The sequence below is a fragment of the Cystobacter fuscus genome (genome assembly GCF_044360685.1).
GTDB classification, from domain to species: Bacteria; Myxococcota; Myxococcia; order Myxococcales; family Myxococcaceae; genus Cystobacter; species Cystobacter fuscus_C.
This window is the reverse complement of record NZ_CP043491.1, coordinates 3029621-3051293: the sequence shown is the minus strand read 5'-3', so window position 1 is coordinate 3051293 and position 21673 is coordinate 3029621. Positions and strand designations below refer to the sequence as shown.

The 21673-nt window shown below is 68.8% G+C and carries 12 protein-coding genes; 9 read left to right on the top strand and 3 right to left on the bottom strand.

All coding sequences use genetic code 11. The features are described 5' to 3' along the window. Positions 1 to 25 precede the first annotated feature (25 nt). Positions 26 to 1396, bottom strand: a complete 1371-nt coding sequence (locus F0U63_RS12600) for an FAD-binding oxidoreductase (RefSeq protein WP_395846133.1) — start codon at positions 1394 to 1396, stop codon at positions 26 to 28. Positions 1397 to 1440: 44 nt separating this feature from the next. Here F0U63_RS12600 and hflX point away from each other — a divergent pair, with 44 nt between their 5' ends. The 9 genes from hflX to F0U63_RS12555 all read left to right on the top strand — a co-directional run bounded on the left by hflX (position 1441) and on the right by F0U63_RS12555 (position 18988). After that, positions 1441 to 2877, top strand: a complete 1437-nt coding sequence (hflX, locus tag F0U63_RS12595; RefSeq protein WP_395846132.1) for a GTPase HflX — start codon at positions 1441 to 1443, stop codon at positions 2875 to 2877. Between the two features lie 417 nt (positions 2878 to 3294). Beyond that, positions 3295 to 8571, top strand: a complete 5277-nt coding sequence (locus tag F0U63_RS12590; protein WP_395846131.1) for an AAA family ATPase — start codon at positions 3295 to 3297, stop codon at positions 8569 to 8571. A gap of 126 nt (positions 8572 to 8697) precedes the next feature. Then, complete coding sequence (locus F0U63_RS12585) at positions 8698 to 9426, top strand: SDR family NAD(P)-dependent oxidoreductase (protein ID WP_395846130.1); 729 nt, start codon at positions 8698 to 8700, stop codon at positions 9424 to 9426. A gap of 1 nt (position 9427) precedes the next feature. Further along, complete coding sequence (locus F0U63_RS12580; RefSeq protein ID WP_395846129.1) at positions 9428 to 10558, top strand: hypothetical protein; 1131 nt, start codon at positions 9428 to 9430, stop codon at positions 10556 to 10558. Then, positions 10555 to 11076 carry a hypothetical protein gene (locus tag F0U63_RS12575; protein ID WP_395846128.1) on the top strand — a complete coding sequence of 174 codons (522 nt, stop codon included), beginning with the start codon at positions 10555 to 10557 and terminating at the stop codon, positions 11074 to 11076. The genes F0U63_RS12580 and F0U63_RS12575 overlap by 4 nt, the downstream gene beginning before the upstream one ends. Beyond that, entirely contained in the window at positions 11073 to 11804 is a 732-nt protein-coding gene (locus F0U63_RS12570; protein WP_395846127.1) for a hypothetical protein, read from the top strand. Before F0U63_RS12575 ends, F0U63_RS12570 begins: the two co-directional genes overlap by 4 nt. Positions 11805 to 12340: 536 nt before the next feature. Further along, on the top strand, positions 12341 to 16939 hold the full coding sequence (locus F0U63_RS12565) for a myxosortase-dependent M36 family metallopeptidase (RefSeq protein WP_395846126.1): 4599 nt from the start codon (positions 12341 to 12343) through the stop codon (positions 16937 to 16939). Positions 16940 to 17071: 132 nt separating this feature from the next. Further along, complete coding sequence (locus tag F0U63_RS12560; protein WP_395846125.1) at positions 17072 to 17425, top strand: hypothetical protein; 354 nt, start codon at positions 17072 to 17074, stop codon at positions 17423 to 17425. 237 nt (positions 17426 to 17662) lie between these two features. Further along, complete coding sequence (locus tag F0U63_RS12555; RefSeq protein ID WP_395846124.1) at positions 17663 to 18988, top strand: glycoside hydrolase family 88 protein; 1326 nt, start codon at positions 17663 to 17665, stop codon at positions 18986 to 18988. Between the two features lie 98 nt (positions 18989 to 19086). On the opposite strand, the gene F0U63_RS12550 is transcribed toward F0U63_RS12555, so the two are convergent. Then, positions 19087 to 20034 (bottom strand): hypothetical protein, encoded by a 948-nt coding sequence (locus F0U63_RS12550; RefSeq protein ID WP_395846123.1) that lies wholly within the window; start codon positions 20032 to 20034, stop codon positions 19087 to 19089. A gap of 129 nt (positions 20035 to 20163) precedes the next feature. Then, entirely contained in the window at positions 20164 to 21309 is a 1146-nt protein-coding gene (locus F0U63_RS12545; protein ID WP_395846122.1) for a hypothetical protein, read from the bottom strand. Between the last annotated feature and the right edge of the window lie 364 nt (positions 21310 to 21673).

Below are 21673 nucleotides of genomic sequence, written 5' to 3'. Positions count from 1 at the left end.
CACCCCCCTCCCCCGGCAACCCTCGTCAGAGGAGCTTGCCGGGGTTGAGGATGCCGAGCGGATCCATCGCGGCCTTGAGCGTGTGATGGAGCCGCGTGGTCTCGGCACCGAGCTGCCGGGCGAGGAAGGGGCGCTTGAGCAGGCCCACCCCATGCTCGCCGGTGATGGTGCCGCCCAGTTCGAGCACGGCGTGCAGGATGTCGTCGAACGCCGCCTGGGCCCGCGTCACCTCGTCCGCGTCGTTCCGGTCGAAGACGAGCGTGGGATGCATGTTCCCATCCCCCGCGTGGCCGAACGTGCCGATGATGACCCGGCGCTCCGCGGCGATGCGCTCGACCGCCGCGAGCAGCTCCGCCAGGCGCGACACGGGCACGCAGACGTCATCCAGCAGCGTCGTCCCCTGCTTTTCCAAGGCGAGGAAGGCGAAGCGGCGCGCGGCGAGCAGGGACTCGCCCTCGGCCTCGTCGGAGGACTGGATGACGAAGGTGGCACCGGCGGCCTCGCAGACGGCGGCCATGCGCGCGCACTCCGCCACGCCCTGCTCTCCCCCCGCGTCCGAGCGCGCCAGGAGCAGCGCCGCCGCGTCCATGTCCAATCCCAGCGGCATGTGGGCCTCCACGGCGCGCACGGTGGCGCGGTCCATCAACTCCAGGAGCGAGGGCCGGGTATCCGCCACGATGTCGATGACGGCCGCGCCCGCCGCGACGAGCGTGGGGAAGGAGGCCACCAGGGTCGTGGCCTTGGGCGGACGGGGGCGCAGCCGCAGCGTGGCCTCGGTGATGATGCCGAGCGTGCCCTCGGAGCCGACGAACAGGCGGGTGAGATCGTAGCCCGCCACGTTCTTCACCGTGCGGCCTCCGGTGCGCACGACGGAGCCATCCGCGAGCACCACCTCCAGCCCGAGCACGGCGTCTCCCGTCACGCCGTACTTCACGCAGCACAGGCCCCCCGCGTTGGTGGCGAGGTTGCCGCCCAGGGTGGAGAACTCCCAGCTCGCCGGGTCCGGCGCGTACCACAGCCCCACTTCCGCCGCGGCCGCCTTGAGCGCGCCATTGAGGACGCCGGGCTGGACGATGGCGAACAGGCTCTTCCGGTCCAGCTCCAGGATGCGGTTCATCCGCGTGAGCGAGAGGACGAGGCACCCGTCCACGGCGTTGGCGCCACCCGACAGGCCCGAGCCCGCCCCCCGGGCGACCACCGGGACGCGGTGGGCCGACGCCACCCGGAGCACCGCCTGCACCTCGGCCGTCGACGCGGGGCGTACGAGGGCACGCGCCACGCCCGCCGGGGCCCAATCGGCTTGATCCCTCCGGTGGGCCTCGAGCACATCGGCGTCGGTGACGAGTCCCTCGGGCGGCAGCACGGCCGCGAGCTGCTTCAACCAGTCCACGCTCATGGGCGCGACGCTACATCGTCCAGGCTCCGTGGTAGGAGGGAAGCATGTCGCCATCCACTCCGGAGCGCCCACTCGCCGTGTTGGTGGGCGTCCAGCTCCCCAACGTCTCGGACACCGAACACGCCGCCGACCTCGCCGAGCTCGGACGGCTGGTGCATACCCTCGGGTACGAGGTCGTCGCGACCGTGAGCCAGCGCCGCGACGGCGTCGCCGCGGGAACGGTCCTCGGAACCGGAAAGCTCGAGGAGCTGGCCCGGCTCACCGGAGGCCGCGGCACCGTGCCGTCGGGGGCACGGGCACGCAAGTCCAAGGCCCGCGAGCGGTGGGAAGCCGAAGCGGAAGAGGCGGCGGAGGCCACGGCCGAAGCTGCCCCAGTTGCGCCGCCAGAGACGGAGGCCGATGAGTCCGACGAGACCGATGAAGCCGCCGGGGACGAGGAAGCCGGGGAGGAGCGCGCCGGGCCGAGGCCCACCGTGGTGGTGGTCGACCATGAGCTGACGCCCAGCCAGCTCAGCAACCTCGAGCGGGCCACCGGTGCCCAGGTGCTCGACCGCACCGGCGTCATCGTGGACATCTTCCACCGCCACGCGCGCAGCCGCGAGGCGCGGATGCAGGTGGAGATCGCCCGGCTCAACTACCTCGCCCCGCGCATGCGCGAGTCGACGGGAAGCCGCGAGCGCCAGCAAGGCCGGGGCTCGGGTGATTCGGCGATGGAGCTCGATCGCCGCAGGATTCGCGACCGGCTCGCCGAGCTGCGCGCGGGGCTCGCGGCCATCCAGCACGACCAGGACAACCGGCGCTACGCCCGGAGGGACCAGCTCCGGGTGGCGCTCGTGGGCTACACCAACGCGGGCAAGTCCTCGCTCATGCGCGCCCTGACGGGCAGCGAGGTCCTGGTGGCCGACCAGCTCTTCGCCACGCTCGACACCACGGTGCGGGCGCTGAAACCGGAGACCCGGCCGCGGATCCTCGTCTCGGACACCGTGGGCTTCATCCAGAAGCTGCCGCACGATCTCGTGGCCTCCTTCCGCTCCACGCTCGACGAGGCGCTGGAGGCCTCACTGCTGCTCTACGTGGTGGATGCCTCCGACCCCACCTGGCCGTCCCAGCTCGAGGTCACCCGCTCGGTGCTCCGCGAGATTGGAGCGCAGAGCGTCCCGAGCCTGCTGTTGTTCAACAAGGCGGACCGGCTCTCCGCCGAGGCTCGCGAGGCCCTGCTCCAGGAACACCCCGAGGCACGCGTCCTCTCGGCGCACTCGCCCGACGACGTCGCGGCGCTGCGCCAGGGCATCCTGGAGTTCTTCGAACGCTCCATGATCGAGGCGGATCTGGTGATTCCCTACGCGCGCCAGGGACGCCTCAGCGAGGTCTACGAACACGCCCGGGTGCTCTCCGAGGCCTTCGACGAGAACGGCCGGACCCTGAGGATCCGCGCGCTCCCGGCGGCGATCGCCCGGCTCACCCACACCTTCGGGACGTGAGTCACGCGGCGATCCGGGCCGTCGTAGGGGGGATTCAAGAAGACGAACCACTCAGCCGAGCGGACGCCTCGGGGAGAGCCGCCTGGAGAGGCGTGCAATAGACAGCCCACTGCTCCCCCCCAGCGACGCCCAGCCGCGCGCCCCCTTCGAAGTCTATAACCATCTGGCTTTGCGCTCCCGGTCACAGTGACAAGCACTGGGTGGCTGCGTAGACGCGTTCCTGCTTCCCACTCCTGTAAGATGTAGAACAGAAGAGGGGGAGCCCATGAAACGCCCAGACGGGCCAGGGAAGCGATGGGGTGTCGGCGCGACAGGGCTCCGGCTTCAGACGCAACGTCCCCGCGCGTGAGCCTCCCCTCCGCCTTACGTCCCGCGAGCTGGGACTGATTTCATCCAGAGACTCGGAGTTCCCCGACCATGCTCTCCATCCCAGGCTACACGCTACGAGGGGCCCTCAAGGCCACCGGGACCAACCTGCTCTTCCACGCCCTGCGAGACGTGGATGGCCTGCCACTCATCGTCAAGACGCCCGTGGCCGCCGTGGGACCGCGTGAGAGCGAGCGCTATCGCCGCGAGTTCAACATCCTCCAGCGCATCCGTGACGTGCGGGGCGTGCTTCGGGCCCATGCCTGCGAGCAGCTCCAGGATCGGCCGAGTCTGTTGTTGGAAGAGGTGGAAGGAGAGGTGCTGTCCGCGCTCACGGGCAAACCCTTCTCCGTGCGCAGCGTGCTGGACATGGCCATCTCCCTGACGACCACCCTGGCGGAGATCCATCGCCGCGGCGTCATCCACAAGGACATCAAGCCCTCCAACATCATCCTCACGCCCTCGGGGGAGGCGCGGCTCATCGACTTCGGCACCGCCACCCTCCAGATGATCGAGCACGTGGACGCGGCGCCGACCACGCTCATCGAGGGAACCCTGGCCTACATGTCCCCGGAGCAGACCGGGCGGATGAACCGCTCGGTGGACTACCGCACCGACTTCTACTCGCTGGGCGTCACCCTCTATGAGCTGCTGGCGGGCATGCGCCCCTTCCATGGGCGCGACGCGCTCGAGTGGTTCCACGTCCACATGGCGGTGGAGCCCCAGCCGCTCACCGAGCGCGTCGCGGACATTCCTCCCGTGCTGTCCGCCATCGTGCTCAAGCTGATGGCCAAGGTGGCAGAGGAGCGCTACCAGAGCGCGGACGGGCTGAAGGCGGACCTGGAGCGCTGCCGGGACAACCTGCTGCGGGGCCAGCACGAGGACTTCCCCCCGGGGATGTACGACTTCCCCACCCGCTTCCAGCTCCCCCAACGCCTCTATGGGCGCGACGCCCACGCCATCGCGCTGCTGCAGGGCTTCGAGCGCGTCGCCCGGAGCGGACAGCCCGAGCTCATCCTGGTGCGCGGCTATTCCGGCAGCGGCAAGTCCGCGGTGGTGCACGAACTGCACAAGCCCGTGGTGCGCCACCGCAGCTTCTTCCTGCGCGGCAAGTTCGAGCAGTTCCAGCAGGCCAGCCCCTACTCCACCCTGGCGCAGGCCATCCGCGGGCTGACGCAGCAACTGCTCGCGGGCAGCGACGAGTCCCTGGCGCACTGGCGCGAGCGCCTCCAGGAGGCCTGGGAGGGACAGGGACAGGTGCTCGTGGACGTGGTGCCCCAGCTCGAGCTCATCGCGGGCAAGCAACCCCCCGCCACGCAGCTGCCTGCCTCCGAGGCCCAACACCGCTTCAACCGGGTGTTCCGCAAGTTCCTCGGCCTCTTCGCCACCTCGGAGCACCCGCTCGTCCTCTTCCTGGATGACCTGCAGTGGGCCGATCCCGCCAGCCTCCAGCTCCTCCATCACCTGCTCACCCACTCGGACACGCCGCCCATCCTGCTCATCGGCGCCTACCGCGACAACGAGGTGGGCCCCAGCCATCCCCTGGTGCGCGCGCTCGAGGAGATGCGCACGGCCGGCGCGCGCACGCGGGACGTCCAGCTCGAACCCCTGGGGCTCGAGGAGGTGCGGCAGCTCGTCACGGACGCGATGCCCGGCGCGAACGAGGGGCTCATCGCTCCGCTCTCGGCCCTGGCCCTCGAGAAGACCGGAGGCAACCCCTTCTTCCTGCTGCAGTTCCTGCTGACGCTCCACCAGGATGGACTCCTCGTGCACGCCCCCGACGGTACCTGGCGGTGGGACGAGGACGGAGTCCGGGCCCGGGGCTACTCGGACAACGTCGTCGACTTCATGGTGGGCAAGCTGCGCCAGTTCCCCTCCGGCACCCAGCACCTGCTGCGGCTGGCCGCCTGCGTGGGCAACTCCTTCCCGCTCCAGATGTTGAGCGCCCTGTGCGGCGACACGGAGGCCGCCGGGCTGGAGCGGGACCTGGAGCCCGCCTTCCAGGAGAACCTGCTGGTGCGCACCGGCGCGGATCAAGGCCGGTTCAGCCATGACCGCATCCAGCAGGCCGCCTATGCCCTCATCGACGAGCAGGAGCGCAAGCTCGTCCACCTGCGGATCGGCCGCATGCTGCTGGCGAACCTGCCCCCGGAGGTCCTGCAGGAGAAGCTCTTCGATGTCGTGAGCCAGCTCAACGCCGGAGCGGAGCTGCTCCACGACGACGCGGAGCGCCTGCGCGTGGCCCACCTGAACGCCGAGGCGGGCCGGCGGGCCAAGGCCTCGATCGCGCTGCGCTCGGCCATCACCTACTTCACCCAGGCCTTCCAGCTGCTGCCCGGCGATCCCTGGGAGACGGAGCCCGTGCTCGCCTTCAAGCTGAGCTTGGAGCACGCCAGCTGCAAGTTCCTGAGCGGCAACGCCGCCGGCGCCCTGCAACTGGTGGAGGGGTTCCTGGGCCGCGCCCGCACCCGCGCGGACATCTCGGCGGTGTACTGCCTGAAGACAGACATCCTCATCGGCATGGGCGACATCCAGACCGCCGTGACCTGCCTGCTGGAAGGACTGGCCCTGGTGGGCATGCCCATGTCCCCGCACCCCACCTGGGAGGAGGTGGAGGCCGCCAACGCGGAGGTGTGGGCCCTGCTGGCAGACCGTCCCATCGCGAGCCTCGTCGAGCTGCCCCTCATGACCGACCCGGACATGGAGGCGGTGATGAGCCTGCTGGGCGCCCTGTATGCGCCCGCGTTCGTCACGGACACGAACCTGCTCATCCTCCATCTCAGCCGGATGGTCGCGTTCAGCCTCCGTCATGGCAACACGGCCGCCTCCGTGCACGGCTACTCCTGGTATGGAGTGGTACTCGGCTCCGCCTTCAAGCGCTACCCGGAGAGCCATTCCTTCGGCCAGCTCGCGTGCGATCTCGCCGAGTACCGGGGCTTTACCGCCCTGCGGGCCAAGGCGCTCTATGGCCTGGAGATCATCAGCTACTGGACCCAGCCCCTGTCCATCGGGCTGGGGCTCGTGCGCGAGGCCTTCCAACAGGCGCTGCAGAGCAGTGACAGCCAGGTCGCCGGCTACTGCTGCAACCACATCGTCACGGATCGCTTCCTGCTGGGGCACGACCTGGAGGATGTCTACCGGGAGTCGGTGGCGAACCTGCACTTCACCCGGGGAGCCGACTTCCTGGACTCGGGCGACATCATCCTCTTCACCCAGCGCCATGTGCAGCAGTTGCGCGGTCTCACGGCCTCGTTCGGCACGATGAGTGGCGAGGACTTCGACGAGGAGACCTTCGAGGCCGGGTTGACGCCGCAGCGCATGAGCACCATGCGCTGCTGGTACTGGCTCATCAAGGCGCAGTCGCGCTACATGAGCGGCGCGTACACGGAAGCACTCGAGTGCGCGAACAAGAGCGAGGAGCTGAGCTGGTCCTCGCTCAGTCACATCCAGTTGATGGACCTGCACCTCTTCCGCGCCCTGGCCCTGGCCGCCTGCTGCGCGAGGATGACGCCCGAGAAGCGGCAACAGGCCCTCGGAGAAATACGGCGGCACCAGCAACAACTGGCGGAGTGGGCCAACCACAGCCCCTCGACATTCCTCGCCCCCGAGCGGCTCGTCGCCGCGGAACTCGCCCGGCTCACGGGTACGCGGGACGAGGCGCTCCAGGCCTACGAGCACGCCGTCCAGTCCGCGCGTGACAACGGCTTCCCCCAGCGGGCCGCCCTCGCCTACGAGCTGGCCGCGCGCTTCTGGCGCGAGCAGCGCATCCCCACCCTCACCGAGGCCTATGCCCGCAAGGCCCGCGAGGCCTACCTGCGCTGGGGGGCGCGGGGCAAGGTGCAGCAGCTGGACTCGGAATGGCCCTTCCTGGCCACTCCCGAGGCCGGCGCGCCGAACGTCACGGACACCAGCTCGACGCAGATCGACGCGCTCACCCTGGTGAAGGCCCAGCAGGCCATCTCCGAGGAAATCGTCCTCGAGCGGCTGGTGGCCTCGCTGTTGCGCATCGCCATGGAGAACGCCGGGGCCCAACGCGGAGCCTTGCTGCTGCCGCAGGGCGACAAGCTCGCGCTCGCGGCGCTCTCGGGCACCGTCTCCGGACAGCCCACCACCGGCGGCGCCGAATCCTGCCTGCCATGGACCGTCATCTCCTACGTCAAGCGCACGCGCGAGCACGTGCTCATCGGTGACGCCTCCCAGCCCCATCCCTTCTCGTCCGATGCCTGGCTCGAGCAGAGCCACGCCCGCTCGGTGCTCTGCTTGCCATTGATGCGCCGGGAGGAGTTCCGCGGGGTGCTGTACCTGGAGAACACGCTCGCCACCAATGCCTTCACCCCGGGCCGCCTCGCGCTGCTCGGCCACCTGGCCTCCCAGGCCGCCATCTCCATCGAGAACGCGCGGCTGTACGCCGACGTGCAGAACGCCGAGGCCGCCCTGCGCCGCTCCAACGACGAGCTGGAGAAGCACGTGGAGGAGCGCACGCGCGAGCTCAAACGCACCCAGGTGCGCCTGGTGGACGCCGCGCGCGCGGCGGGCATGGCCGAGATCGCCGCCAACGTGCTGCACAACGTGGGCAACGTCCTCACCAGCGCCGTCATCAATCTCCAGACGGTGCGTGAGACGATGAACGCCTCGCGCCTGGGACGGCTCAAGCAGGTCACCCACCTGCTCGAGGAGCATCACGACGACCTCCCGGGCTTCTTCGCCCGGGATGTCCGCGGCGCGCAGCTCCCCGGCTACCTGTCCGCGCTCTCCGAGGAGCTGCTGCGCGAGCGCTCCTCGCTCCAGGAGGGCATGGCCGCCATGGACAAGCACATCGAGCACATCCGGGCCATCGTCCAGGTCCAGCAGACCTATGCCCACAGCACCCTCGTCACCGAGGAGTGCGACCTCGGGCAGCTCGTGGAGGATGCCCTGAGCCTCCAGCGGGCCTCGCTCCAGCGCCACGGCATCACCGTCACCAAGGAGCTCTCCCCCGTCCCCAAGGTCTGTCTGGACAAACACAAGGTGTTGCAGATCCTCATCAACCTCATCAGCAACGCCAAGCACGCCATGAATTCCATGCCCGAGCCACAGCGCCACCTGCGCGTGCGGCTGGACACGGAGGGCAACACCGCGCGCATCCAGGTTGTCGACAACGGCATGGGCATCATGCCGGAGATTCGCAACCGGCTCTTCGGCCAGGGCTTCACCACACGCACCGGGGGGCATGGGCTGGGCCTGCACTCCAGCGCGCTGGAGGCGCGCATCCTCGGGGGAAGCATCAGTCTGGAGAGCGAGGGCCCCGGCAAGGGCGCCACGGCCACCCTCAAGATTCCCCTCTCCTGAACACGGGGGCCTCCGGTTCCTGCCACCGCGTCTGGAGTTCGGTCCGCGACGCGTCCAGAACGTGGAGTCCTTCCCTTGCTCATGATATGGCTTGAACACTCCCGCATACATCAAATGGAGAGGATTATGGGCTCATTGGAAGGAAAGACCGCCATCATCACGGGCGGCGGCTCGGGTATTGGTTTCGCCATCGCGGAGCGCTACGCGCGGGAGGGAGCACAGGTGGTGCTCGCCGGGCGGAGCCAGCAGCGGCTGGACAAGGCGGTGGAAAAGATTGGCCGGGCCGCACGCGGCGTGGTGACGGACGTCGCCGACGAAGCCCAGCTCAAGCGGCTCATCGACTCCGTGCCCCGGATCGATCTGCTGGTGACGTGCGCCGGAGGCGCGGTGTTCGGGCCGGTGGAGCAGGTGCCGGGCAAGTCGTGGCGTGACTTGTTCGACGCGCGCTTCTTCGGCCAGCTCTCCGCCTGCCATCACGCCGTCCCGAAGATGCCCCCGGGCAGCGCCATCGTGCTGTGCTCGGGCGTGGCGGGCCATGCGGCCCTGGTGAACTACTCCGGGGGCGCGGCCCTGTGCGGCGCGGTCAACGCCATGGGGCGTTCGCTCGCGGTCGAGCTGGCCCCCAAGGGCATCCGGGTGAACGTCCTCTCCCCCGGACTGACACGTGGCACCGACATCGACTGGCAGGTGCCCCCCGAGAAGATCGACGCGTTCATGTCCAGCCTCATGGAGCGCATCCCCCTGAAGCGCACGGCGACGGCGCGTGAAATGGCGGATGCCGCCTTCTTCCTGGCGACCAATGCCTACGCCACCGGCGTGGTGCTCGACCTCGATGGAGGCTGGACGGCGGTCTGAGATGAAGAACACGAATCGCGTTGAAACCCTCCGCGCCCGGAGAAGGTGGTGGGGCCTGCTCGGCCCGGTGCTCCTGGGACTCGGAATGCAGGGCTGCGCCCCGGAGGACGCCTCCGGGACGGTGATGGCGTACGTCTTCGCGCGCGACGAGGCCACGGGCCAGTACGCGCTCGGCCGGCACCCGGTGGAGAACCTGGAGTCGCTGCGGGAGCTGCGCGGCCGCGACGTCGACTTCCGCATGGGCTCCGAGTTGAAGGCCTCCAGCTACGAGCGCGGCTCGCCCTTCGCGCTGGAGTACACCCGCGAGGCGGACGGCACCCTCATCCCGGCGGACATGCACTCGCTGTATGCCCTCAGCCTGTACCGGAGCATGGATCGCACGGCCACGCTGCTGCGCGCCCACGGCCACGAGCCGCGGCGCCGCCTGGACGTCCTCTACTACCCCCGCCTGGACAACATCCTCATCGGAGATGGCCGCGCGGAGCTCACCGACAACGCGGCCTACTCCTCCGTGGGGCCGTGCTTCCTGATCGTCCCCTCCTTCCTGCTCGACGGCCTGCCCATGATGCTCAACGAGGGCGTGGTGGCGCACGAGTTCGGTCACGCCGTCATCCACCAGGAGATGTTCGGCGACGCGGAGAGCATCCCCGGTGAGGGCGATTCCTCCTGGGACAGCACCCGCCGCGACCTCTCCGCCATGCACGAGGGCGTGGCGGATCTGGTCGGATTGATCGTCACGGGAGACCCGGACTACGTGCTCGCCACCGTCGACGCCGACCGCGACATGGCCGAGCCGCGGGACTACACCCCGAAGCAGCGGCAGGAAGTCATCCTGGGCCAGGGCTTCGAGCCCCATGCCCACGGCTCGCTCCTGGCCCGGGCCGTCTACGAGCTGTGGCCCAAGGACGCCCAGGGCCGCATCTCCCCGGAGGGCCGCTCACGGCTGCTCACGGCCACGCTCGCCACGTTGCGTGAGCTGAAGTTCGAGAAGGGCACCTTCACCCTCGCCTCCTTCCCCAACACGCTGGTGACCCACCTGAGCGCCGAGGAGCGCGAAGCCGCGTGCGCCGTCCTCCGCGAGCGCATGGAACCCCTGACCTACACCCTCACCTCCTGCGAGGTGACGCCATGAGCCGCTGGCTCTTGCTCGGCGGGGTGCTGCTGGCCGGACAGGCCGGTGCCGTTCCCCTGCGCGCGGGCGTGGACGTGGCGCTGCTGCTGCGACAGGAGGCCCCGGGTCATCGCACGGGGCTGCTCAGCGGAGGCCCGCGCGTCGTGTTCGATCTGGGGCGCTACCTGGCGCTGTCCGGTGACTACCGCTTCGCCTGGTCCTCCGAGGGCAGCGTGGCCCGCGTCGTCACGCGCTACCACCGCTTCAGCGTGCGTCCGGAGCTGCACCTGCCCGTGCGCACCACGGACTTCGTGCTCGCCGCCGGCCCGGCCCTCACCGTGTCCCACTCCTCGCTCGGCGGCGGTGGCACGCACGTGTCCACCACCGCCGCGCGGCTCGGCATCTCCGGCGGCGCCGCGGTGGATATCCACCTCGAGCCCCTCACCCTGCGCACCGGCATGGATCTGGTGTGGGCCGCCCAGCGGATGGATGTCTCCGTGGGCATCGGCGCGCTCGTCACCTTCGGAGGGGAACCGTGAAGGCCCTCGCACTCGCCCTGCTGCTCCTGTGCGCGCCCGCGCTCGCCGCCACCCCACGCAACGCCCTGCTGGACGTGAGCGCGGACGTGCTCGAGCCCGGGGAGTCCCAGATCGATCTCTTCTTCGGCCAGCTCGGGTTCGGCGTCCTGCCACGCGTTCAGCTCTCCAGCCAGGTGGCGCCCTATCTCCTCACCCTGCTCAACCTGTCCGCCAAGGTGCAGGTGTTGGATCGGCCGGAGCTGCGCGTGTCCGTGGAAGGCGGGGCGTACTGGCTGGCCATCGGCCGGCTCGTCGACGCCAACGTGCTCTCCATTCCCGTGGCCGTGCGCGGCACGGTGCCCCTCACGGACAACCTGAACCTCCACCTGGGGGCGGGCTACCACCGCTTCGCCTTCGCCTTCGCCGGGACCGCGACCGACAGCAACGCGCTGCACGTGGAGACCACGCTGGCGCGCCACGACTCGCGCGGCGCCTTCCTGCTCACCGCGAAGGCTCCCCTGCTCAACATCCAGAACGCGCGCTCCCAGAGCGCCATCGACAACCGGCCGCTGGAGGGAACGCTCGCATTGGATGGCATCTCCTCCTGGAGCGTGATGCTCGCGCGTGATCACCTCTTCGGGAAGACGGGGCACGTGCGCTTCGGCATCGGCTATCGCCACCGGCCCGGCATCCTCCTGGTCGAGTCAATCGGGCCCGTGGTGCTGAACTTCAACCTCTACTGGCGCTGAGCCCCGGCAAGAGCGCGGCCAATGCCGCCCCAACGCCCTGTGCCAGGCAGCCCACTGCATGGTCACACGGCTTATTCCAGACTGACAATTATTACTGGGTTGCCAACGCAAGATGAGGGGGACCCCCTCTTTTCAACGCTCCAGTGTCCTGGTTAACATGAGCCCTCACTTGAATCCGGCTCGGTGAACAAAACCGTACCGGAGACGTGGGTTGGAGCGCGGCGTTTGCCTGTAATCGTTGACAAGCGATTCGAGTCTTCCATCCCGGGCGCCGGTGTCGCGCCCCGCCTGTCCGGCCCCGAGGAGTGCTTCGCGCCCTCCACGTGCGCGCCCTGCTTCGAGCCTCTTCGTCGTGCCCCGCGCTGTCGCATCCATGCGACCCCTGGCGTCGGGATGCGTTCCCTTCTGGGCTGTCAAAGCACCACGGTCCAAGAGCCGTAGGGAGCGCGCCCCCCCGGCGTGCTCCTCGCAATCGTCGTCTCCCGCAGTCCCCTCATCCAGTCGTTGTCGTTCATCACCCCCAAGAAGGAAGGCGCATGCGTCTCAGGGAAAAGCTGTTGACCAGTCTGCTGCTGGTACCCATGGCGGGCACCAGTGCGTGGGCCAAGGAGCGGTCGAACTACGACGCATTCCTGGAGCAGCGGGAGTCCCGCGCACTCGCCGTGGACTCCGCCACGGCGCGGGCTCGCGGACTTCGCGTCGAGCAGACCGAGCAGCGGCTCGGCGTGCCCACGTTCGCGTGGGCGGCTGAGGATGGCGCGCAGTCCAGGTCCGCCATCCGCGGCGGAATGACCGTGGAGGCCGCGGCGCGCGCGCACCTGCAGAACGTGGCGGACAGCTACCGCCTGTCGCGCACCGATGTCTCCGGGGCCACCCTGCGCTCGGTGCATGACACGGGCAAGGGCGCCGTCATCGCCACGTTCGAGCAGAACGTGAACGGCATTCCGGTCTTCCGCAACGAGCTCAAGGTCATCATGGGCCGCGATCAGCGCCTGGTCGCCCTCAGCGGCTACCTGGCCCCGTCCGACCTCGCGCAGACCGCGCGCGCGAAGGCCCGCACCGGCGCCTTCCGCCTTGGCGCCGCCGAGGCCATCTCCAGCGCGTTCACGGACCTGACGGGCTCCGGCACGCAGGCCAGCGCGTTCGTCAACACCGGCACGAAGGGCGACTACACCTTCTTCGCGCTGACCCCTTCCGCGAAGAGCGCGCTGCCGCAGGATCTGGCCACCCCAGCCCGGGCCCGGCAGGTGTTCTTCACGATGGCCGGCGTCCTGGAGCCCGCGTGGTACGTGGAGGTCAACGCCGGCCCGAAGGCGTCCGTCTCCAACGATTACTTCGGCTACGTCATCTCCGCGACCACCGGCGCGGTGCTCTTCCGCAACAACCTGACGGTGGACGCGACGAGCACGCCCTTCACGTACAAGGTCTGGGCGGAGACCGTGGCGCCGTACCTGCCGGATGACGGGCCGCAGGGCAACGGCATGACCCCGCACCCGACGGGCAAGCTCGACGGCTCGCAGGGGCCGCTGGATCGCCCCGCGCAGAACGTCACCCTCGCGAACAGCCCGTTCAGCCGCAATGATCCGTGGCTGCCCGCCAACGCCACGCAGACCACGGGCAACAACGTGGACGCGTACGCGGACCTGGGCGCGCCGGACGGCTACCAGCCCGGCGGCGCGGACCTCCGCCCGACGACGACGGCCGCGAACACCTTCGGCTACACGTTCGACACGTCCAAGGCGCCGAACGAGACCCCCGAGCAGATCAAGGCCGCGGTGGTGAACCTCTTCTACGTCAACAACTTCCTGCACGACTGGTTCTACGACGCGGGCTTCGACGAGGCCTCGGGCAACGCCCAGTCGGTGAACTACGGGCGGGGTGGCGTGGAAGGCGACCCCATCCAGGCGCAGGGCCAGGACTACCTGGGTCGCAACAACGCGAACATGAGCACGCCGGCGGACGGTGCGTCGCCGCGCATGCAGATGTACCTGTTCGACGGCACGCCCGAGCTGTCCGTGACGGCCCCGGCGTCGCTCAAGGGCGTCTACGAGGCGGCCTCCGCGAGCTACGGTTCCCAGGCGTACCTCGTGACGGGCGACGTGAAGGACGCTCCGGCGGACAACAAGACCGGCTGCGCTGCGTTCGCGGCGGACTACTTCAAGGACAAGGTCGCCCTCATCGACCGCGGCACGTGCAACTTCGTCGTCAAGTCGCGCTTCGCGCAGGAAGCGGGCGCGATCGCCACGATCATCGGCAACAACGCGGCCGGCAGCCCCGGCTCGATGGGCGGCAATGGCGTTGACGATGCCTTCGTCAAGACACCGTCGATGATGATCACCCAGGACGCCGCCGCGGCCTGGCGGACGGAGCTGGCGAATGGGACCGTCTCCGTGAGGCTGAGCCGGACGCCCAGGGAGGACCGCGACGGCACGCTGGACAACGCCGTCATCGCGCACGAGTGGGGGCACTACATCTCCAACCGCCTCGTCGGCAACGCGGCCGGCCTGACGAACAACCAGGGCCGCTCCATGGGCGAGGGTTGGGGTGACTTCACCGCCATGCTCATGCAGGTGCGTGCCGAGGACGCGACCAGGCCCGGCAACAACCAGTGGCAGGGCGTCTACGGCGCCGCGGGCTACGTCTCCAGCGGTGGCAAGAACCAGGGCTACTACTATGGCCTGCGTCGGCTCCCCTATTCGACGGACCTCACCAAGAACGGCCTGTCGTTCCGGCACATCTCCAACGGCGTCCGGCTGCCCGCCAACGCGAACACGACCGCCCTGACCGGCACCAGTAACAGCGAGGTCCACAACAGCGGCGAGGTGTGGGCGTCGATGCTGTGGGATTGCTACACCAGTCTGCTCAACGCCTATCCATTCGCGGAGGCCCAGGAGCGGATGAAGCGCTACCTCGTCGCCGCGTACAAGGCGACGCCGAACGCGCCCACCTTCCTGGAGGGGCGCGACGCGCTCCTGGCGGTGGCCCAGGCCAGCGATCCGGCGGACTACATCCGCTTCGTCGCGGCGTTCGCCAAGCGCGGCGCCGGCTTCGGCGCCAAGGCGCCGGACCGCAACTCGTGGGATCACTCCGGCGTGGTGGAGAGCACCCTCACGGGCAACACCATCGAGGTCACCGGCCTGAGTCTCGATGACAGCAAGACGGGCTGCGACAAGGATGGCGTGCTCGACGCGGGCGAGGAGGGTGTACTGCACCTGACCGTCCGCAACGTGGGCGGTGGCGCGCTGGGTGCCTTCACGGGCACCGTGAGCACCACCAGCACCACCGCGACGCTGGCCTTCCCGAACGGCAACACGGTGAACGTCCCGGCGCTGGCGCGCGGGGCGGAAGCGCACCTGACCCTGCCCGTGGCCCTGACGGCCGTGACGGGAGCGAACGCCCATGCCGGGCTGAAGATCACCTTCGACGAGCCCAGCCTGCCCGCGGCGGCGAAGACGGTGACGTTCGATCCGCGCATCAATTACGACGACGTGGCGAACTCCAGCGACACGGACTTCTTCGCCTCTGGCCTGTCCGCGTGGACGGTGTCCGACAACCTGAACGCAGAGGGCGACTGGCACATTGGCCAGGAGGGCCCCGACTATTTCGCGCACGCCGACGATGCCAACATCGCCGTGGACAGCACCCTGACGAGCCCCTGGCTGACGCTGAACGCCACGGGTGACTTCATCTTCAGCTACTACTACCGCCACTCCTTCGAGTCCGACTACACGGCGGCGCAAAGGCCGTTCGACGGCGCCGTCGTGGAGTACAGCGTGAACGGCGTGTCGTGGACGAACGTGTCGACGCTGAGCGCCCAGGTGCCCACCGTGGCGCCGAACTACGTCACCGTCATCCTCGCCGGCGGCGGAAACGTGCTCGAAGGCCAGCTCGCCTACGCCCGTGCGTCCCCGGGCTTCCCGGGCTTCAACCCCAAGCCGGCGGTGCTCAACTTCAAGGACTACTTCCAGAAGCAGGGCATCACGCGGGTGCGGCTGCGCTTCCACGTGGCCTCTGACTCGGGCCAGGGCGCCTACGGCATCGACGTGGCGGAGCCGTCGTTCTCCGGCGCATCGCTGGCGTTCCCCTCGCAGGTGGATCAGCCGGCGGCCACTGGCGCGTGCAACCAGCGGCCGGTCGCCAGCGCTGGCAACCCGCAGGCGGTGGCCGAGTTCGTGACCGTGAACGGCCAGCCGCAGCGCAGCACGGTGACCCTCAACGGCACGGGCAGCTTCGACCCGGATGCCGCGCCGGGTGACGTCCTCTCCTACCAGTGGACCCAGGTGGGCGGTCAGGCCGTCGTCACGCTGAACAACGCGAACACCGCCACGCCGACCTTCGTGACGGACGTCGCCGCCACCCAGTACCTCACCTTCCAGCTGGTGGTGAAGGACGCGCAGGGCAAGGAGAGCCAGCCGAAGACGGTGGACATCGGCGTCAGCAACGTCAACCGCGCTCCTGTCGCCGTGGCCACCGCGCCCGCGACGGTGAACGAGGGCGATGCGACGCCCGTGGTGCTGGATGCCTCGGGCTCCACGGATGCGGACGGTGAGACGCTCACCTTCGCGTGGGCGCAGACCGCTGGCACCCCGGCGGTGACGCTGACCAACGCCAACACGGCCCAGGCGTCGTTCGAGGCGCCCCAGGTGACGGAGGACACGCAGCTGACCTTCACCGTCACGGTGTCGGATGGCGTGGCCAAGAGCACCCAGACCGTCGCGGTGACGGTGAAGAACGTCACGAGCGAGCCGGAGAACCGTGCGCCCACGGGCTCGGGAGACACCCTCACCGTGGACGAAGACACCGCGGTGACCCTCAACTCCAACGTCACCGACCCGGACGGGGACACGCTCACCTACGTGTGGACCCAGACGGGTGGCCCCAGCGTGAGCCTCACGGGTGCGGACTCGCCCCAGCTGCGGTTCACCGCGCCGAAGGTGAAGTCCGACACGGACCTGACGTTCAGCCTCACCGTGACGGATCCCGACGGCGCCTCGACCGGGCCGCTCGACTACTCGGTGAAGGTGAAGAACAAGGGCGGTGGCTGCTCATCCACGGGCGGTTCCGTGGGCGACATGGCGCCGCTGATGGCCCTGCTCGCGGCCATGAGCCTGTCGCGCCGCCGCAAGAAGGCGTAGGCGCCCTGAAGTCCTTGAGGGGCGGTCCTCACGGTGAGGGCCGCCCCTGGGTGAGAGGCATGCATGTACCCCAGCATGCGGGCCCCTCCTCTTCACCCGTCCTGGCGGGCGCCTCGTCTAGGATGCGACGTCATGCTCCCTCTCCTCCGTGCGGCGCTCCTCCCGGTGCTGTGGCTGCTGCTCGCCAGCTCCGGCTGTGTCTCGGCTCGCAACGAGGGCGCTCGCGCTCCCGAGGATGGTGGCTCCGTGGCGCGGGGTGCGCCCCCGCCGAAGGACGATGCCGGCCAGCCCTGTGTACCTCGCTCCTGTGCCGACGCCCACGCCCGCTGTGGCGTCCTCTCCGATGGCTGTGGCAACTCCCTCGACTGTGGCACCTGCCCCGCCTGCCAGCCCGAGGAGATGGAGTGCTGCGGCGTCTGCATCCCCAGGTCCGAGGGCCGCTGCCCCGAAAACGTCCACTGTCCCGCCGCCGCGCCCTCCATGTGAGCCGGATCGGTCCCGTGGTGGTGAAACCGTGAGAGACCGTACGGCCGTACATGTGCCTGGACGCCCGGCTCCCTTTCCGCTCGCGCAGGCGTCAATACCCAGCCTGAACGGGAGGCGTGAGGAGCCTGGAGAGAGGGCGAGCGTCCTCGGCCAAGGACGTGTCGTCCTCTCCATGTACCCACTGGCTGGGTGATGCGCTCACCGCATATTCCCCTGAGGATCAACAGGGGGGGCAGCATGACCATGACGCGGGTAGCACATTTCGGCTGGCTTCTGGTGGGAGGGCTCTGTGCACTGACGGGCTCCGCCCACGCATTCGATGAGGAGAAGGCGGATCACGCGCTTCGGTTCGCCCAGGAGCAGGTGAGCCGGACGGCCTCTCGCCCGGACATTCCCACCAACCTCTACCCCAAGACGAGCACGGACGAGGGAAACTGGACCCTGGTCCGCGATAACGACCGGGTCGGCTGGACCCAGGGCTTCTTCCCCGGGCTGCTCTGGCTCATGTACGAGCAGACCGGCGACCCCTCCTTCAAGGAGAAGGCCGACGCCTGGACGCGCAGCCTCGAGGTCCAGAAGACCAATACCGAGTCGCACGATGTCGGCTTCAAGTTCTTTCCCAGCTATGGTCAGGCGTATCGGCTGACCGAAGACCCGTACTACCGGGACGTGCTGCTCACAGCCGCCGACGCGCTCGCGAAGCGCTTCGACCCCACCGTGGGCATCATCAACTGCTGTGACTGGAACGCCCCTGAGTGGCAGGTCCCCCTGGTCACCGACACGATGATGAACCTGGAACTGCTCTTCTGGGGTGCCCAGAACGGCGGCGACCCGGCCTGGCGCGACATGGCGCTCAGCCACGCCATGAAGACCCTGACGGACATGGTCCGCCCGGATGGAGGCACCTTCCACGTGGTGGACTACGACCACGCGGGCAACATCCGCTCGCGCAAGACGTTCCAGGGCTATTCCGACGACTCCACCTGGTCGCGAGGTCAGGCCTGGGCCATCTATGGCTACACCATGGCCTACCGGTATACGCGTGATCCGCGCATGCTGGAGGCCGCCCAGAAAGTCACCAACTACTATCTGGACCGGCTACCCCCGGACTTCGTCCCCTACTGGGACTTCGACGCGCCCGCGGATCAACAGGTGAAGGACTCATCGGCCGCCGCCGTCGTCGCCTCGGCGCTCCAGGAATTGAGCACCTTCGTCACGGACCCCAACGTGGCCCAGCGCTATCAGAACGCGGCGCTTTCCATGCTCGACAGCCTCAGCTCTCCGGACTACCTGGCAGAAGGGACCCGCAGCCCCGGCATCCTCCTGCATGGAGTGGCGTTCTTCCGGACGCCCATCAAGCCGACGGGGGACGCCATCGACAAGAGCCTCATCTATGGGGACTACTACTTCGTGGAGGCCCTGCTCCGCTTCAAGCAGGCGCAGAAGCCGCCCCCGGAGGAAGAGAAACATGGCTGCACCGCGGCTCCTGGTGGTGCGCTGGCGGTGGCGGGGCTCCTGCTCTGGCTGCTGCGGTCGCGCCGCCGCGCGCCCATCGGCGCCTGAGCCGCCGACGTCGTCTTGTGCCGCGGGAGGGGGGTAGCGCTTCGCAGCGTTGCCCCCAACCCGGGCAAGGGGAGAGGCGCTCTTTCTTCGAGAAACACCTACGGCAGCTTCTGCACAATCAACGTCCCGGCACCAAGGTTCGGCATCAAGAGCAGGCCATTGTCAGCGTCGACGAAGATATCGGCCACACCGCGGAAGCCGAGGCCATCGACGACCACGGTCGAATTTCCGCCGTTGGAGTCGGTCCTGTAGACGCGGCCCTCTTCGAACACGCCAAGATAGAGATTTCCGCTCTTGTCCTCACCGATGCCGTCGACGCCACGAGGCACAGCGAACGTCCGCTGCTGGTTGTTCGCGATCTCGGTCAGATCGCCACCAAAGTAATCGGCGATGAGGATTCTGCCGCTCCTGCTCGCGAAGACGCCGTTGAAAACGCGGTTGTCTGGAGAGGCATCGAGCACCGTGGTCACAGTGCCATCGGCGACATTGACGCGAAACACCCGCGCGGTCTGTGGCAACGCCTGCGCTTCGGCGCTGTTGACTGGGAGCAGAGTATTGTTGCTTCCCGCCGGGCGCATCTGGCTCGAAGGTCCCGTCTCGGTGACGAGCAATGTTTTGCCGCCGGGCTCGACCGAGAGGTCATTGAGGTTGCTCACCGTGACGGGGAACCTGGTGCTGTCAGCGACGACGCGCTTGTTTCCGTCTTTGTCCACAGCCCAGATACGGTCCAGGTCGGTAACGACGAGCTCGGTACCGGTGAAGTCGAGGCCGCGCGGCTCTCTCATGCCGCTGGCGAAGACGCTGACCTCGCCATTTTCATTGACGAGCTTGATGGTACCGTCTTCCGCCGAGGCCACGTTCGTTTCTTGAACCGAGACAAAGTAGCGTCCATCGAAGCCACGGCACACGCTTTCAACGCGTGGGCCGACGGTGTACGTGCCTTCTGGCGGGGCGCGCGAGGGCGCCTCTTCCATTGCCTTACCACACGCGGCGAATCTCAATGCTGTCACCGCGAACACCGTGATGAGCGGTCGGTTTTCTTTCATTCCGTAAACTATAAGCGCACAAGAAGGATAGGGGCACGATTGAAGGGAACGAGGGCGAGCAAAGAGGCAGAGAAGAGTTGCTGAGTTGACGAGTGCCGGAGACGGTGTCCGGAGACGGTGTCAAAGGAATCAAAGCCACCTCACGCGCAGCACCGTGAGCCCCTGTTCGGTGAGCGCGAGCACCATCGCGGGACGCAAGCCGTCGTCCACCACCAGTTGCAGCACGCGCTCACCCGCGACGCCCTCCACGCGCGCGAGCGTGCCGTCCGGCGCGCGACGCCACAGACCTCGGTCCTCGGTGCCCACCAGCAGCGCGCCGTCCGGGGTAGCGGCGAGTGCTCGGATGCGCTGGGTGGGCAGGCCCTCGAGCCGCTCGTACGCGCGCGGGGTGGGGGTGAGCCGCCAGACGCCGTACTTCGCGCTGCCCAGCCAGTAGGCGCCGTCCTTCGTCTGCACGAAGCCGCGCCACAGGTCCATGTCCTCCTGGCTCCCCAGCGCCTCCACGTAGGTGTCCAGCTTCCAGGGCACCTTCGCGAGGTCGTCCCAGTCGCCGAGCGCGGCGGGCGGGGTGACGATGCCCACCTTCCACTCGTTGCCCACCAACACGTCGCCGTCCTGTGCGAGCCCCACCGCGTACGTGTACCCGATGCGCAAGGAGCCGCTCGCGTTCTTGAAGACGGGGTGGCGGTGCGCGTTGTAGTCGAGCCCGCGCACGCGCGTGACGCCGTGGTTGGTGCCCAGGTAGAGCTCGCCGCGGAAGGCCCCGCGCGCCACGCGCACGCAGGTGAGCACCGAGCGGTCCTCGTCGTAGTGCGGGTCGTTCGTGTTGCGGATGACCAGGTGCTGCTCCAGCGCCACGCCGCCGTCCGGCCGCAGGCGCACCACGTCCAGGTCGCCCTCGAGGAAGACGGGATCGTCCAGGTCGTCGCGGCGCGGCTGCGCGAGCTCCTCGGCGAGGTAGCCCACGTAGGCGCTCCCCGCGCCGCCGCCGCACACCACGCTCGAGCGGAAGCCCTTGCCCGCCTGGCCCACGCCGGAGGTCCAGGTGGGCTTGCTGTCCCCGGGGCGCAGCACGCCCACGCGTGCGCCGTCCAGGAGCCAGAGGTTGCCGCCCTCGTCCAGGCCCACCGACTGAGGCGTGCCCAGGGCGAACTGCTTCGAGTAGTCGAGCACCGCCTCCTGGCTCCAGGGCCCCGCGCTGTCCACTGGTAGCGCGCCCTCGCCGCAGGCGCACAGCCACACCCCCAGCAGCAGTCTCCACACGCCCTCGCGCATCCCGCCCTCCCCTTCCGCGCGCAAAAGGGTCTGTACGCGGCGCCAGCGCGCCCAGGGGGGTGGAGGTGGGAGTTTCCAGCACAGGACAAGCGCGTGATTCTCGCGCGGCGCGGCCAATGCCGCTCCAACTCCCTGTCCCAGGCAGCCAACTGTAGGGTCACCGTGGATTTGTAGGCGCTGGAGACATCCTCGAAGTCCTCCGGGCATGGGGCTTCTCGCGCCGGTAGCTCCAGCGGTAGAGCGTCACTCCGGGTTCTGGCGTACGCCAGGACAACTGCCAGAGAGCTCCCCATGCTCGAATTCGAGGAAGAGGGAGCCGTCGAAACCGATGACTCCCTCGAGATTCTTGTCCGGTTCGACAGCC

Excerpts from the sequence above, each read along its gene's own strand:
- F0U63_RS12600 (WP_395846133.1), bottom strand. The coding sequence starts at position 1,396 with ATGAGCGTGGACTGGTTGAAGCAGCTCGCGGCCGTGCTGCCGCCCGAG.
- F0U63_RS12580 (WP_395846129.1), top strand. The coding sequence starts at position 9,428 with ATGAAGAACACGAATCGCGTTGAAACCCTCCGCGCCCGGAGAAGGTGG.
- F0U63_RS12545 (WP_395846122.1), bottom strand. The coding sequence starts at position 21,309 with ATGCGCGAGGGCGTGTGGAGACTGCTGCTGGGGGTGTGGCTGTGCGCC.
- F0U63_RS12565 (WP_395846126.1), top strand. The coding sequence starts at position 12,341 with ATGCGTCTCAGGGAAAAGCTGTTGACCAGTCTGCTGCTGGTACCCATG.
- hflX (WP_395846132.1), top strand. The coding sequence starts at position 1,441 with ATGTCGCCATCCACTCCGGAGCGCCCACTCGCCGTGTTGGTGGGCGTC.
- F0U63_RS12550 (WP_395846123.1), bottom strand. The coding sequence starts at position 20,034 with ATGAAAGAAAACCGACCGCTCATCACGGTGTTCGCGGTGACAGCATTG.
- F0U63_RS12560 (WP_395846125.1), top strand. The coding sequence starts at position 17,072 with ATGCTCCCTCTCCTCCGTGCGGCGCTCCTCCCGGTGCTGTGGCTGCTG.
- F0U63_RS12555 (WP_395846124.1), top strand. The coding sequence starts at position 17,663 with ATGACCATGACGCGGGTAGCACATTTCGGCTGGCTTCTGGTGGGAGGG.
- F0U63_RS12590 (WP_395846131.1), top strand. The coding sequence starts at position 3,295 with ATGCTCTCCATCCCAGGCTACACGCTACGAGGGGCCCTCAAGGCCACC.
- F0U63_RS12585 (WP_395846130.1), top strand. The coding sequence starts at position 8,698 with ATGGGCTCATTGGAAGGAAAGACCGCCATCATCACGGGCGGCGGCTCG.
- F0U63_RS12575 (WP_395846128.1), top strand. The coding sequence starts at position 10,555 with ATGAGCCGCTGGCTCTTGCTCGGCGGGGTGCTGCTGGCCGGACAGGCC.